Origin of the sequence: Nocardia aurantia (assembly GCF_009604425.1) — a bacterium.
GTDB classification, from domain to species: domain Bacteria; phylum Actinomycetota; class Actinomycetes; order Mycobacteriales; family Mycobacteriaceae; genus Nocardia; species Nocardia aurantia.
Genome location: NZ_WEGI01000003.1, coordinates 198,003 through 211,931, shown reverse-complemented (window position 1 = coordinate 211,931; position 13,929 = coordinate 198,003). Strand labels below are relative to the sequence as shown.

The following is a 13,929-nucleotide window of genomic DNA, read 5'->3' as shown; positions in this document are numbered from 1 at the left end:
CCCTGTGGCACCGGACCATCCGCTCTGCTCCGGATCACTGACCGGATCGGCCCGCACCCCGCGCGAAACGGTCAGTCGCAGACCGACACGGCATCGGTCAGATTGTCGACATCGTGGGGCAGGGTGCCCCGATGGTCGTCCGGGACGGATTGCAGCAGTTGCCAGTAATCGCCGGTCCAGTTGTACAGGCCGACCGTCGTACCCGTGCGGTTCCAGTACGACGTCAGGCGGTCACCGACGCCGCCGTTGCCGATGTCGTGCAGGACGCAGCTCGCGTCCACCTGCACGATCATGGCGCCCCGGCCCTCGGGACCGTCCCAGCCGCAGAACGTGCCGCCCGGACAGTCGAAGGAAGCCGCCGTGGCCGGCGCGGAAGTCATTGCGCCGAAGCCGATTCCGGCAAAAAGCAGCAGGGCCGCGGCCGATCGGAGCTTGTCCCCGTCCGCAATTCGCGGGCGATACCGCCCGCCGCCGCGATCAGCACCCGCTGGATCGACCGCTGCGCGGCGCCGCCGCGGCCCGTGACCCCGACGATGCCCACCGGCCGCTCGTCCGCGCCGCGCACAACCGCTGCCGCACAACACCATCCGTCCAGCGCCTGCTCCTGCTCGCTGGCGAATCCGGCGTCCCGGGCCGCCGCCAGATTCGCCGTCAACCGCCGCGGCGCGACGGCCGAATGCCGGGTCAGCGGGCGGCATCCGCGCTGGGTGATCTCCCCGGCCTGCCGGTCGTCGAGGGCCACCTGCAGGCGGCCACCGGCGGTCAGCACCACACTGGGCCCGAGCATGGCCATCGACGGCCAGCCCTGCGCACCGACCGCCTCGCGATACCGGTGCCCGAAGACCGGCGGGCTGCGGAAGGTGAGCTCGCCACCGAGCAGCGTCCCGCACCAAGCGATCTCGCCGCCGGTCCGCCACGACAGATCCCACAGGTACGGCTGCGCCGTGGCCGCCAGGCGATCGTCGCGCAGCGCGCGGGACCCGTAGTAGTCCAACCGCGGGCCTAGACGATAGCCGCCGGGAGCCGCGGCCAGTACGCCCCGGCGCACCAGTTCGTTGGCGATCCGGCGCGCGGTGGGTTTGGGCAGGCTCGTCGCGGCCGTCAACGCCGCCAGCGACAACGGCTCGGTCGCGGCCGCCACCGCGTCCAGCACCGCGACGGCCCGGCCGATCACGGTCCGGTCCTCGCCGGGCGCCGGTACGTCCGCGCCGGGAGCGGACCGTGCCGCGGCCGCGCCGGAATCGGCCGCCGGGCCGGAATGTATCCGCACCATCGCGGTGGGCACCGCGTGCGGTCCCTCGTCCGGAGCAGCCCGATTCGTCATGCACTCATCCTCGGCGATCGCGGCCGAGCGCGGATGGGTAGCGCGGTACCCGTTTTCCGTTCATGCCCGAGAGTGCGCCCCGGACGGCGGAACCCTGGCCGGTACCGGTGCGGACCCGCGATTCTGCTACGTTGGACCTGAGAATTGGTATCGTCACCAGGGCCGGAGCGCCGTCCGTGACGGGATCCGGAGGTGTTGGAGGTGCCGTGGCACGGGGTCGGGTGAGCCGCGCGCACCACGCCGTGGCGGACGCGTCACCGGGCGCGGTGACCTACGCCGAGGGCGACGGTAGCCGCCGCACCCAGATCCTGCAGACCGCGGCCACTCTCATCGCGTCGACGGGCCTGCGCACCTCGCTGCAGGAGATCGCGGACGCCTGCGGCATCCTCCCCGGCAGCCTGTACCACCATTTCGAATCCAAGGAGGCGATCCTCGCCGAGTTGCTGCGGCGCTACCACGCCGCACTGGACCGGGTCGCGGTGCAGGCACGGGAATCCGTGCGCCGCAACGACATCCGATCGCCCCTGGATCCGGTCACCGAGCTGGCCGTCGCGATCGCCCGCTGCGCGGTTGCCCACCGCGCCGCCCTGCAGATGTCGTTCTACGAGGGGCCCAGCGCCCATCCGGCGCTGGTCGAGCTCACCCGGCGGCGGCCGACGGCCACCCTGGAGGCGATGGAACAGGCCCTGCGCACGGCCCGGTCCGACGGCGCCCTCACCGCCGACATCGATGTGGCGTTGCTGGCCGACCGGATCACCCAGACCATGCTGCACGTCGGCCTCGATGTCATCCGGCACGACGCCCCGGCGGATCAGGTGGCGCAGCTGTTCTGCCGAATCCTGTTGCAAGGGTTGGCCACCGGCGGGCACCCCGACGCGGTACTGGATCGGTCGCGGGCCTTCCGGATCGCCGACGAGGTGACCCGGACCTGGCCGGGCGACGGCGACGAGGATTCCCGGACGGCCCACATCCGCGCGGTCGCCCGCGCCGAATTCGGCCGCCGCGGCTACGAGAGCACCACCGTCCGCGACATCGCCGCGGCCGCCGGGCTCGGCACCGGCTCGGTCTACCGGCTGATCGGTTCGAAGGAGGAGTTGCTCGCGTCGATCATGCGCTCCTTCGGCGAGAAGGTGGCGCTCGGCTGGACCGCCGTATTGCGTTGCGATGCCTCGCCGGTGGAGAAACTCGACGCGCTCAGCTGGATCAACACCAACATGCTCGCCCGCTTCGGCGACGAGTTCCGCATCCAGCTGGCCTGGATGCGGCAGTCGCCGCCGGACACCCCGAATCCGGGCTGGCACTTCGCGAAACGCATCCGGCAGATGAAAACACTACTGGCCCAAGGGATCCGATCCGGCGAGATCGCGATCGACCATCCCACGCAGGAGATGCTGGCGCGCTGCGTGATCAGCGCGGCCTGGATCCCGGAGAACATCCTGCGCGACATCGGGCCGCGCGCCTCGCTGATCCACCTGCGCGACACCACGTTACGCGGCGTCGTCACCGAGTGAGCTCAGGCGGTGCGCGCCGGCAGCGTCGCCCAGCCGCGCACGCTGGAAGTGCGCGCCTTGACCGCCCGGGTGTAGTCGACCTCCCAATCCGGCCACCGATCCAGGATCTCGTCGAGCGCGACCCGCGCCTCCATCCGCGCGAGCGCGGCGCCCAGACAGAAGTGCAGGCCCTGACCGAAGCCGAGATGCCCGGCCTGCCGGTCGATGTCGAAGCGATCGGCATCCGGATACCGGCGCTCGTCGCGATTGGCGGACCCGTTGAGCAGCAACATCACCGACCCCTCGCGCACGGTGTGGCCGTAGTACTCGGTGTCGGCGGCGACCCAGCGGGCCTGCACCGGCGAGGGGGCCTCGTAGCGCAGCACCTCCTCCACGGCGTTCGGGATCAGCGACCGGTCCGCGGCGAGGCGGCGACGCTGATCGGGATGATCCGACAGCAGCTGGCCGATGAAACCGATGAGCCGCGTGGTGGTTTCGCTGCCGGCACCCATGATCAGGCTGATGTAGGTGAGGATCTCGGTGCGCGACAGCGGCCGGCGGCCGCCGTCCTCGTCCTCCACCTCGGCGTTGATCAACTCCGTCATCAGATCGTCGGCCGGATGCTCCGCGCGCCAATCCACGTATTCGGCGATCATCTCGAGGTTGGGTGGTACGAATTCCTTGATCGCGCCGCGCCGCGCCGGCCCCTCCGTTCGCAGCGTGATGGCCTTGTCGGTGTTGTCGCGCATGATCTCCTGATCCGGCTCGGGGATACCGAGCAGGGCGCCGATCGTGCGCATCGGCATCCACGCGCCGAGATTCCCGATGAAGTCGAACTCGCCCGCGTCGCGCAGCGGATCCAGCGCCGCCGCCGTGAAATCGCGGGCGATCGGCTCGATCGCCGCCATCCGCCGCGGGGTGAACACCCGCGACAACAGGCGGCGATGCTGGTCGTGCAGCGGCGGATCCTCCCAGAGCACCAGGCCCGACGGGATCGCCACCCCACTCGAGATGACGTCGAGCACCGTGCCCCGCCCGGACCGATACGTCCGCCAGTCCATGATGCCCTCGGACACGTCCGAGTACCGGCTGAGCGCGTAGAAGCCGTACTTCTCGTTGTGGTACAGCGGGGCTTCCGCGCGCAGCCGTGCCCACACCGGATAGGGATCGTCGTCGATCGCGAAATCGTAAGGGTCGTAGTACACATCCGGCGTCGTGGTCGCGTCCATCTCTGATGCCTTCCCTGCCGCACACCCGGTGAGCGCGGCTCCGTGCGGGCCGCGCGGCTACCACCAAAGATTTGTTCAGAGGGTAACGGCCCACCGGTGTGCCGGTCAATCATTCTCGCTCGGAAGCCAATTGGAGCAGCGGCCCGAACTGCCGGAACCGCACACCCTCTTGGCAAACCTAATATTCGTTCCGTACGCTCACATCGCGGCGGCGGCAACGGGCCGCCCGGAGATCCCCCGACGCCGGACCGCCCGTGCGGCCGGACCGTCGAATCCCCTCGGAGGTGGTGGAACGTGGGCGCGATCGTCATGCTGGGCACCCTGTTCGGTGCGATCGTCCTGATCGCCGGTGCGGTGTACCGCTTCGACCCGGAGGCCCGGGGCACGGCCGACCCGGGGAGCCCGGCCGATGAACACTGAGCTGTCCCCGTTGCTGCGGGCGTCCATCGCTTTCGCCTATGTCGGCGGGTTCGCGTTCGTCGCGGCCGGGATCTACCTCAGCGTGCGCGCCCGCCGCCCGCATCCGCTTCTGCTGCTGTGCATCTCGGCGATCTCGTTCTCCTGGATCGAGGCGCCCTACGACTGGGCGGTGTACGCGCAGTTCGCCCCCGCCATCCCCCGGATGCCGTCCTGGTGGCCGCTGAACATGACCTGGCACGGGCTGCCCGCGTCGGTGCCGCCGGGGTACATCGCCTATTTCGTGCTGCCCGCCGTGACTGCGACCGCGCTGGGACGTTTCCTGAGTGCGAGATTCGGGTGGCGCCGGCCACTGGTGCTGCTGGCGACCGGACTGGTCGTCGGCTGCGTCTGGGCGTTCCTGTTCAACGCGATCCTCGGCGCCCGGCTGGGCGTATTCCACTACGGCCGAGTGCTTCCCGGCCTGGCGCTGTGGGAGGGTACCGCCCATCAGTACCCGCTGTACGACGCGCTCGCGATGGGCGTGCAGATGATGGTCTTCACCTACCTCCTCGGCCGGACCGATCCGGCGGGCCGCACGATCATCGACCGCTGGGCGAACTCCCGCACCTCGAACCGCTTCGGCGCGGCCGCGCTCGCCGTGGTCGCGATCGTGCTCCTCGGAAACGTCCTCTACGGAACGGTTTTCGCGCCGCATCTGGTCACCAAGCTGGCCGGCTGGGTGACCGCCGGCCCCACCGCCGAACTGTTCCCCGGGGTACCCAACCAGCCCGGATGATCGCGTCAGAGATCGGTGTCCGCCGATTTCCCCCACTCGTCCCGGGTGTCGTCGAGGAATGCCTCCCATTTGGCGACGAGCCGGCTGTAACTGTCGAGTTCTTCCCGGGACGTGTCGAACAATTGCTTCATCATCGCCTGCGCGTATCCGTCGGCGACGCCGGCGGCGCGCTGACCCGACGCCGTGACGTAGAGCCGCTTCCGTTTGGCGTCGCCGGCATCGGGGACCTCGTGGACGAATTTCTTCTGTTTCAATTTGGTGATCGTCTGCGACATCGCCGAACGGGTGACGCCCAGGCGTTGCGACAATTCGCTGCCGGTCACGCCGTCGGCGAGTGAGATGAGCAGGCACATCTCGGCCTCCAGCAAGGTCATCGGCGGACCCGAACCGTATTCGCGCGGCGTCCGGCGGCCCTGGGAGATCTTGTTCACGACGCGGAGCAGTCCGAGAGTGAGTCGTTGGGCGACCTCTGCATCGGTCTCCGCCACCGGGTTTCCTCTCCGACCGTGAACCGGCCCGGCGCACGTCAGCGGGCCGGTCGTCGCGTGGACGTGGCTATCAGTATGCACGACCCGCCCGGCGCCGGCGCCTACTCCGGCCGGCTCGCAGGCGCCGGCCGGAGCGGGGAGCGGGGTGTTGACCGGGTCACAGTGGCGCGTGTACCTTGCCTGTTAAGTTACTTAACTACCCGCCGGGGCACCCTACGACAACGGCCCGAATCGAGGCGCGGCGCGCGCCGCTCGTTGCAACGAAGGAATTGCTGGTCCGATGCAGTACCAACACTTTTCACCGCCGCCGGATATTCGTAGATGACCGCCGTCCGGAATACCGCACGAGCGGCGTTGTGGCGCAATTTCTCCGATACCGTGCTGTCCGCGCTCGCCACCTTCGGCAGGGCCGCGGCCATGGGCGCCCGGGCCGTGCGCATCGGTGTCACCGACGCCGTGCGCGGGCGATTCCAGGTGCACGAGGCGCTCGCCCAGGCCTGGTTCCTCGTCAAGGTGACGGCCGCGCCGAGCGTGCTCATGGCGATTCCGTTCGGCGTCATCGTCTCCGCGCAGGTCGGCAACATCGTGTCCCAGCTCGGCGCCGATTCCATGATCGGCGCGGCCGGTGGCCTCGGCGTCATCAAACAGGGTGCGCCGATGGCGACGGCGATGATGCTCGGCGGCGCCGGCGCGGCGGCCATCGCGGCCGACCTGGGCGCCCGCACCATCCGCGAGGAGGTCGACGCCCTGCGGGTGATGGGGGTGGATCCCGTTCAGCGCCTTGTCGTTCCGCGCATCGCGGCGATGATGCTGGTCGCTCCCCTGCTCAACGTGCTCATCGTGGTCGTCGGCATCGCCTCCGGTTTCGCGGTCGCCGTCACCGCGCTCGGCGTCACGCCCGGAAGCTACTGGGCCTCGTTCGGCTCCTTCACCACGCCGATCGACATCTGGGTGTCGCTGGTCAAGGCGCTGATCTTCGGCTTCCTGGTGGTCGTCATCGCCTGCCAGCGCGGACTGGAGGCCAGCGGCGGCCCGCGCGGCGTCGCCGACGGCGTCAACGCCGCCGTGGTGATGTCGGTCGCGGCCGTCGCCGTGCTCAATACCGTTGTCACACAAGTGGTCACGATGTTCTTCCCGCTGAGGATGGCCTGATGACCGCGGCCTCGTTCGCCCCCGCCGGACTGCGCCGGCTGGCCCGGCTACGGCATCGGGTCCGGCCGTTCGGCGCCGTCGAATCCCTGGGATTCGCCATCGGTTTCGGCTGGCAGGTGCTGTCCTCGGTGCCCTACACGCTGGCGCACTACCGCCGCGAGACGCTCCGGGTCGTCACCGATATGACCTGGGGCCGTGGATCGGTCATCGTCGGCGGCGGAGTGGTGCCGTTGATGCTGCTGCTCGGCGCGGCGATGGGCGGATCCATCGGAATCGAGGCCTACAGCGCGCTGAATCTGCTGTCGCTGGGCCAACTCAGCGGCCTGATCTCCGCCTTCGGCGTCACCCGGGAACTCGCGCCGATCGCGGCGGGAGTCGGCTTCGCCGCGCAGGCCGGCTGCCGGATGACCGCCGAGATCGGTTCCATGCGCATCTCCGAGGAGATCGACGCCCTCGAATCCCTCGGTGTGCGTTCGGTTCCCTTCGTCGTGACGACACGTGTCATCGCAGGTCTGGTCGCCGTCGCGCCGGCCTTCGTGGTGGCGCTGATCCTCAGTTACCTCTCCTGCCAGCTGATCGTCACCACCATCCACGGGGTGCCGGCCGGGACCTACGATCACTACTTCGATCAATTCGTGCTGGGCTGGGACGTCGTCGCCGCCACGATCAAGGTGCTGGTGTTCGCCGTCGCCGTCGTCCTGATCCATTGCTATCAGGGCTATTTCGCCACCGGCGGCCCCGAGGGCGTGGGTACCGCGTCCGGCCGCGCGGTACGCGCCAGCCTGGTGTCGATCATCGCCCTCGACATGTTCGCGACCATCGTCCTGTGGGGCTTCCGGTCCCCGATCACGTTCACCGGGTGAGTGATGCCACCGTATGCCCTTCCCGGAACCGAGGTCGGCCCGCGCCGCGCCCGCCTGCTCGGCGCCGGGGCCGTCCTTCTCACGCTCGCCGTGCTGATCGGCTGGCGGGTCGCACCTCGCCCGCAACCGGCCGACGAGATCCACGTCTCGGTACTCACCGGCCATGTCGGCGAAGGTATCGGCCCCGGCACCGATGTCCGGCTCGACGGGGTGAAAGTGGGTGCGGTCGAGGCGATCGACACCGCGGGCCCCGGCCGGCAACGGCTGGCGCTGACGCTGACGCGATCCCAGTTGTTCGGCCTCACCGACAACCTCGGCGTCGACTACGCCCCGGGCAATCTGTTCGGGGTCAGCGCCCTGCAACTGCATTCCGCAAGCGGCGGAACGGTTCTCGCGAACGGGTCGACGGTCGATCTGACCGGTGCGGCCGCGGATCGGGTCCGCGACGCGACACTGTCCGCGCTGCTGGAGTCCACGGGCCGGCTCACCGGCGACGTGCTGACTCCCGAACTGGCCGCGCTGCTGGTGAAGGCCTCACACGATCTCACGGCCTTCACCCCGCTGCTCCAGGCCGTCGGGACGACCGCACGGTCCTTCGCCGAGACCCAGCAGCTACCGCCGTCGCTGCTGTTCGATCGGTTCGGTTCGGTACTGGCCGGACTGCCGCCGATGCTCACCGGCGGGCTGACGGTCGTCGACGCCGCCTACACCAACAAGTACCTGGCGACACCGGAACACATCGAGAAGTACGGCGACATGTTCAACGGGCTGCAATATCGGTTGCTGCCCACCGTGACTCGCACCGCCACCGTCGCGGAGGGCTGGTTCGGCGGCTTCATCCCGATCGTCGCGGCGATCCTCGGGCAGCTGAACTCCTCGATCGGCGCCACCGGCGATTCCGCTGGGCGACTGAGTGATCTGCTCGACCGGCTGCACACCGCCTTCCACGACACCTCCGACGGACCGGTGCTGAACGTCGACCTCGCGCTGGTACCCGGGCTGGCCGTCCCGCTGGGCGCCGCACTCCCGGCGGGGGGACGCTGATGTCGACTCGCGCACTGGCACTGCGTATCTCGATCGCCGTGCTGGCGATGACGCTCGCGCTGATCGGGGTCTTCCGGGTCGTCGAACGCCCCGTCGCGGGCCGGGCCGACACGTACACCGCCATGTTCACCGACGCCAACGGGCTGCGGGCCGGCGACGACGTGCGGCTGTACGGAGTCCAGGTCGGCAAGGTCGAGGTAGTGGCCCTGTCCGGCACGCTGGCCCGGGTCCGGTTCACGGTGGCCCGCGGCCGGCCGCTGTTCGTCGACACGAAGATCGCGATCCGCTACCAGAACCTCACGGGATTCCGCTATCTCGACATCCAGCAGCCCGACCGGCCCGGCCCCCGGCGCGACCCGAAGGCGGTCTTCGACACCGCCGCCACGGTACCGGCCTTCGATATCACGTTGCTGTTCAAGGGTTTACAGCCGGTGCTCGCCCAACTGTCGCCGGACGACCTGAATCGCTTCGGCACCAGCCTGCTCGCCGTCGTCCAGGGCGACGGCACCGGCCTGGGCCCGGCGCTCGGGGCCATCGACACCCTCAGCCGGTACGCCTCCGATCGGCAGGCCGTGCTGTCCACGCTGGTCGCCAACCTCGGGACGGTGTCGGATCACCTCGGCGGCCGATCCGGCGACGCGATGAAACTCCTGGCGAACCTCACCAACCTGTTCACCGCCATCACCGAGAAGCTGCCCGGCCTGGTCGATTTCGCGGTCGCGATCCCGCCGGTGCTGCAACCGCTGCGCGACATCCTGACCGTGCTCGGCGTCAGCGGCGACCGGGATCGCGACCTGGACGCGCTGCTGCACCGCAGTTTTCCCGACACCCGCCAGGCCGCCACGGTTTTCGCGCGACTGCCGGGCCTGCTGCAGGCGATCACCGCGACCCTGCCCCCGACCGGGCCGGACGCGGCGATGACCTGTTCGCACGGCATCGCGGTCGCGCCCGCACCGATCCAGTTGCTGATCGCCGGACAAAGGATCACCCTGTGCCATTCCTGACGAGGTCCGGGCGCCGCACCGCACCCGCCGCGACCACCGACGCCGCCCGGCGCCGCACCGAAATACGCTGGGGCGTCGCCGGTATCGGCGCGATCCTGGTCCTGGTCGCCGCCCTCGGCGTGGTCGCGGCAACCGGCACCGCGTCGGAGCACACGTATACCGCGGAACTCACCCGGGCCGACGCCGTGCGTCCCGGCGACGACGTGCGCATCGCGGGCATCCCCGTCGGGAAGGTGAAGGCGCTCACCCTGCTCCGCGACCGCGTGCGCATGACGTTCAGCGTGGCCGACGGCGTCTTCCTCGGCGATCGGACCACGCTCGACGTCCGGATGCTCACGGTCGTCGGCGGGTACTACATCGCCGCGGAACCGGCCGGCACCGCCCCGCTGGGCTCGAAAGTGATTCCGCCGCAACGGGTCACCACTCCCTACAATCTCACCCAGGCGTTCCAGGACGCCGTGACGCCGGTCCGGGAGGTCGACGGCGACACCCTCCGGAAGAATCTGGCGGCCCTGGCCGGCTCGATCGGGAACAGCCCCGACGCACTGCGTGCCGCGATCCGGGCGGCCGACGATCTGGTCGCGATCATGAACAAGCAGAACGCCGACATCTCCGCGACCCTCTCGATCGCCGACGACTATCTGACCGCCCTAGACGCCAACGCCGGTGTGCTGGGGCAACTGATCGGCACGCTGCACGCGCTCGAGAACATCGTGGAGAACAACAAGACGCAGATCAGCCGGTCGCTGAGCGACCTCGCCACCGTGCTGCACGACGCGACACCGCTGGGCCGGGCGTGGGACGAGACGCTGCGGCAACGCGCGCGACCGCTCGCCGACGCCGTACCGAAACTCGAACAACTCGGCACCGGGATGAACGCGCTGCTGGATTCGCTGCGCGGGCTGGAACAGCGCCTGCTGCCGTATCTTCCGCCCGGCGGCGGCGTCACCGTGGACCAGTCCGCGGCCACGATCGCGCCGCCCGCCATCTGCGTGCCGATCCCCGGGGGCAGTTGCTGATGCTCACCCGCCTGCTCGGATCGCGCGGACTGATGTCCGCGGCGACCGTCCTCGTCTTCGTGCTGGCGGCCGCCCTCGGGCTGACCCTCACCCGATCCGGGCCGCCGGTGCGCGGGTACTGCGCCGAAATGCCCGACAGCATCGGGCTCTACCCGGGCAGCGCGGTCACGATCATGGGCGTACCGGTCGGCCGGGTCACCACGATCGAACCCGGCGGCGCCACCGCGCTGGTGCGGTTCACCGTGCGCGCCGACCGGAAGCTGCCTCCCGACGTCGGGGCCGTCACGGTCAGCGACACCCTCGTCGCGGACCGCAAGCTCGCACTGATCGGCGACGAACCCGGCGGGCCGGCTCGGGATTCCGGCCGCTGCATCACCAGAACCCTGACGCCCAAAAGCCTCTCGCAGACCTTCGACGCACTGGCCCGGCTGTCCGCCCAACTCGGCGGCGACGCGGATCCCGCCCAGCGCAACGCCTTCGGCGCGGGACTCGACGCGCTCGACCGCGCCACCGCCGGATCGGGCGGACAACTCAACGAGACGATCACCGCGCTGGCGCGGGCGCTGAACTCCCCCGACGCGGCCATCGGCCACCTCGGCGCACTGATCGACGCCCTCGCCGAACTCGCGCACCGCGCCCGCGATTCCTGGCCCGCGGTACAGGATTCGATCACCGGCCTCACCCAGGCGTTCGGCGACATCAACGTCATCGCCATACCCGAGATCGTCCGCATCGTCGCGAATCTCACCGAGACCCTCCCGCAATTGAACGATGTCATCACCATGTTCGGCTCACCGATCCTGCACGACCTCGACGCGATGACCGATCTGCCGCGACTGATCGACGCGGGCGTCGGCTCGCTGGCGGAGGTGATCCGGATGGCGCCGGCCGTCGCCACCGGATTCGCCGGGGCGATCGATCCCGCCACCGGCCGCCTCACGATCGGCTACGCCCCGCCGAAACTTACACTGCCCCAACAGGATGCGACACAACTGTGCGCCGCGCTGGCGACCCTCACCGGAGGACCCTGCCCCGCCGCGGACAACGGCACGGTGACCATCCCGCAGCTGCTGGGGGCGGTGAGCGCGCGATGACGAGGTACCGCCGCGGTCCGGTGGCCGCACTGGCGGTCGCGGTCGCGCTGACCGCCGCCGGCTGTGACGTCCGGCCCGCCGACATCACCGTCCCCGGAACGGGAGTGCGCGGACCGACCTATCACCTGCGCATCGAATTCGCCGACGTGCTCAATCTGCCCGAGGGCGCGAAGGTCATCGCCGACGGCGTGCGCGTGGGACAGCTCACCGGCGTCACCGTGGTCGACCCCGGCCCGGACGCGGCGAAGGGGCGCGTCGTCGCCGATGTCGCGATCCGGAGAGCGGTCCGGCTGCCGGTCGGGACGACCGCCGAACTGCGGCAGGAGACCCCGCTCGGCGACGTCCACATCGCGCTGACCACCCCCGACGGCGCCGCGGGCGCGCTCGCGCCGGACGCCACCATCCCGTTGTCCGACACCACCGGGTCGCCCCCGATCGAGGACATCCTCGCGCGGCTGGCCACCTTCATCGGCAGTGGCGCGATCACCGACATCCAGGACATCGTCCGCACGATGAACGGGGTCCTGCCGCAGGATCCGGCCGACACCGCCCGGATCGCCGGGACGCTCGGCGCCGATCTCACCGACCTGGCCGCCCACACCGACTCGATCCACGCGCTCGTCGGCGGTCTGCGGACCACCACCGAGGACGGATTACTCGGCAACGCACCGAAATTCGACGAACTGCTGACGCCCTACGGCGTGCAGCACACCACCGACGCGATCAACACCACGATCACCGTCATCTTCGTGCTCACCGCGCTCGGTCCCCTCGCACCGAGCCTGCGCTGGCTCGGCCCGATGCTGTCGGCCCTCGACGACACCACCCGGGCGGTGGTGCCGATGCTGTTCGGCGCCAGTGTGTTCGACACCGGATCACCGTCCAACCTGGCGAAACTCACCGACCTCGTCGCGAACCGGCTCGTCCCGTTCGTCGACCGCGGGCCGAAGGTGAACCTGGTCGGTGTCGGCTCCGGCGACACCACGGCCGCCACACCGACTTCCGCGGAGCAGACCGCCCGCGTCATAGACACGCTGCGCATGATCGGAGCCGTCCGATGAATCTCCGTGCCACAACCTCCCTTTCGGCGATCGCCGCGGTGCTGGTGCTCGGTGTCGGCTATATGACGGTCGGGGTGCTGCACATGGACCCCCGGCGCGACTTCCGCACCGCGGACCTGCGTCTGGCGACCTCCGGCGGGCTGGGCCCGCACGCGCCCGTGCTGCTGAACGGCATCCAGGTCGGGCACGCCGAGGAGGTCCGCAAACAGGCCACCGGTGTGCTGGTCCGGCTGCGCATCGACGATCGCTACCGCATCCCGGTCGCCAGTGATGTCCGGATCGAACAACTCTCGGCCCTCGGCGAGCCGTACATCGAATTCTCGCCGCCGAGCGCCGCCGGCCCGTATCTGCGTGACGGCCAGATGGTTCCGACCGAACAGGTCCACACGCCGATGACCATCACGGAGCTGTCGGGCCGCCTCGTCGCGCTGCTCGGTCAGCTGCATCCGGAGTCCGTCGCGAGCCTGGTCGGCACCTTCGACCGCGCGCTGTCGGGAACCGACGCCGCGATGCAGACCCTGCAACGCTCCACCACCCTCCTCGCGGCGACGCTGCTGAGCCGCACCGATACCGTCCGTCAGCTGTTCGCCGACATGCAGGCGCTCGGCGGCGACATCGACTGGCTGGGACCGTCGATGGCCACCGCGGGGCCGGAACTCGGCCGATTCGGCCAGGCGCTCAGCGATATCGTCGAACAGGCCTCGGCGTTCGTCGAAAGCCGGCCGGTCGCCGACTATTTCACCGGCGGCGGGCTCACGCCGTTCATGAGCGACCTCACCGACCTGCTGAACAGGATCGGCCCGGGTGTCGCGCCGCTGGCGCCGGTGCTGAAACCGGCGGTCGACGACGCGGTGCACCGGGCACCGGGACTGGACCTCGGCGCACTCATCGACCAGGCACTGCACAACGTCGATCCCGACGGCACCGTGCATCTGCGAATCACCGTCAAATAGCCGGCCCCGGCCC

At 70.0% G+C, this 13,929-nt stretch carries 15 protein-coding genes; 11 read left to right on the top strand and 4 right to left on the bottom strand.

The window, feature by feature from the left end:
* Positions 1-71 precede the first annotated feature (71 nt).
* The gene (locus NRB56_RS38245) at positions 72-380 is read right to left on the bottom strand and encodes a peptidase inhibitor family I36 protein (RefSeq protein ID WP_194290759.1); all 309 of its coding nucleotides are present in this window, start codon (positions 378-380) and stop codon (positions 72-74) included.
* The gene (locus NRB56_RS07410; RefSeq protein ID WP_153339792.1) at positions 377-1,324 is read right to left on the bottom strand and encodes a helix-turn-helix domain-containing protein; all 948 of its coding nucleotides are present in this window, start codon (positions 1,322-1,324) and stop codon (positions 377-379) included. Before NRB56_RS07410 ends, NRB56_RS38245 begins: the two co-directional genes overlap by 4 nt.
* Before the next feature lie 206 nt (positions 1,325-1,530).
* Here NRB56_RS07410 and NRB56_RS07405 point away from each other — a divergent pair, with 206 nt between their 5' ends.
* On the top strand, positions 1,531-2,835 hold the full coding sequence (locus tag NRB56_RS07405; protein ID WP_406603447.1) for a TetR/AcrR family transcriptional regulator: 1,305 nt from the start codon (positions 1,531-1,533) through the stop codon (positions 2,833-2,835).
* 2 nt (positions 2,836-2,837) lie between these two features.
* Here the strand turns inward: NRB56_RS07405 and NRB56_RS07400 are convergent, their stop codons facing one another.
* On the bottom strand, positions 2,838-4,043 hold the full coding sequence (locus tag NRB56_RS07400) for a cytochrome P450 (RefSeq protein WP_153339791.1): 1,206 nt from the start codon (positions 4,041-4,043) through the stop codon (positions 2,838-2,840).
* A gap of 294 nt (positions 4,044-4,337) precedes the next feature.
* Between NRB56_RS07400 and NRB56_RS39620 the strand changes: the two genes are divergently transcribed.
* Together NRB56_RS39620 and NRB56_RS07395 are read left to right on the top strand one after the other, a co-directional pair.
* Positions 4,338-4,463, top strand: a complete 126-nt coding sequence (locus NRB56_RS39620) for a hypothetical protein (RefSeq protein ID WP_264767011.1) — start codon at positions 4,338-4,340, stop codon at positions 4,461-4,463.
* Entirely contained in the window at positions 4,453-5,238 is a 786-nt protein-coding gene (locus tag NRB56_RS07395; RefSeq protein WP_153339790.1) for a spirocyclase AveC family protein, read from the top strand. Before NRB56_RS39620 ends, NRB56_RS07395 begins: the two co-directional genes overlap by 11 nt.
* A 5-nt stretch (positions 5,239-5,243) precedes the next feature.
* Here the strand turns inward: NRB56_RS07395 and NRB56_RS07390 are convergent, their stop codons facing one another.
* Positions 5,244-5,726 carry a MarR family winged helix-turn-helix transcriptional regulator gene (locus NRB56_RS07390; RefSeq protein WP_153339789.1) on the bottom strand — a complete coding sequence of 161 codons (483 nt, stop codon included), beginning with the start codon at positions 5,724-5,726 and terminating at the stop codon, positions 5,244-5,246.
* Between the two features lie 321 nt (positions 5,727-6,047).
* Here NRB56_RS07390 and NRB56_RS07385 point away from each other — a divergent pair, with 321 nt between their 5' ends.
* Genes NRB56_RS07385 through NRB56_RS07350 form a run of 8 tightly spaced genes read left to right on the top strand, consistent with a single transcriptional unit; the run spans position 6,048 to position 13,916 of the window.
* Positions 6,048-6,878 (top strand): ABC transporter permease, encoded by an 831-nt coding sequence (locus tag NRB56_RS07385; RefSeq protein WP_153339788.1) that lies wholly within the window; start codon positions 6,048-6,050, stop codon positions 6,876-6,878.
* Entirely contained in the window at positions 6,878-7,741 is an 864-nt protein-coding gene (locus tag NRB56_RS07380) for an ABC transporter permease (protein WP_153339787.1), read from the top strand. Before NRB56_RS07385 ends, NRB56_RS07380 begins: the two co-directional genes overlap by 1 nt.
* A gap of 3 nt (positions 7,742-7,744) precedes the next feature.
* Positions 7,745-8,785, top strand: a complete 1,041-nt coding sequence (locus tag NRB56_RS07375) for an MlaD family protein (RefSeq protein WP_153339786.1) — start codon at positions 7,745-7,747, stop codon at positions 8,783-8,785.
* Entirely contained in the window at positions 8,785-9,789 is a 1,005-nt protein-coding gene (locus tag NRB56_RS07370; RefSeq protein ID WP_153339785.1) for an MlaD family protein, read from the top strand. Before NRB56_RS07375 ends, NRB56_RS07370 begins: the two co-directional genes overlap by 1 nt.
* Positions 9,777-10,808 (top strand): MlaD family protein, encoded by a 1,032-nt coding sequence (locus NRB56_RS07365; protein ID WP_319942687.1) that lies wholly within the window; start codon positions 9,777-9,779, stop codon positions 10,806-10,808. The genes NRB56_RS07370 and NRB56_RS07365 overlap by 13 nt, the downstream gene beginning before the upstream one ends.
* Positions 10,808-11,902: an MlaD family protein gene (locus NRB56_RS07360; RefSeq protein WP_153339784.1), complete on the top strand. Its 1,095-nt coding sequence runs from the start codon at positions 10,808-10,810 to the stop codon at positions 11,900-11,902. The genes NRB56_RS07365 and NRB56_RS07360 overlap by 1 nt, the downstream gene beginning before the upstream one ends.
* Complete coding sequence (locus NRB56_RS07355) at positions 11,899-12,963, top strand: MlaD family protein (protein ID WP_153339783.1); 1,065 nt, start codon at positions 11,899-11,901, stop codon at positions 12,961-12,963. Before NRB56_RS07360 ends, NRB56_RS07355 begins: the two co-directional genes overlap by 4 nt.
* Positions 12,960-13,916 (top strand): MlaD family protein, encoded by a 957-nt coding sequence (locus NRB56_RS07350; protein ID WP_153339782.1) that lies wholly within the window; start codon positions 12,960-12,962, stop codon positions 13,914-13,916. Before NRB56_RS07355 ends, NRB56_RS07350 begins: the two co-directional genes overlap by 4 nt.
* Positions 13,917-13,929 lie beyond the last annotated feature (13 nt).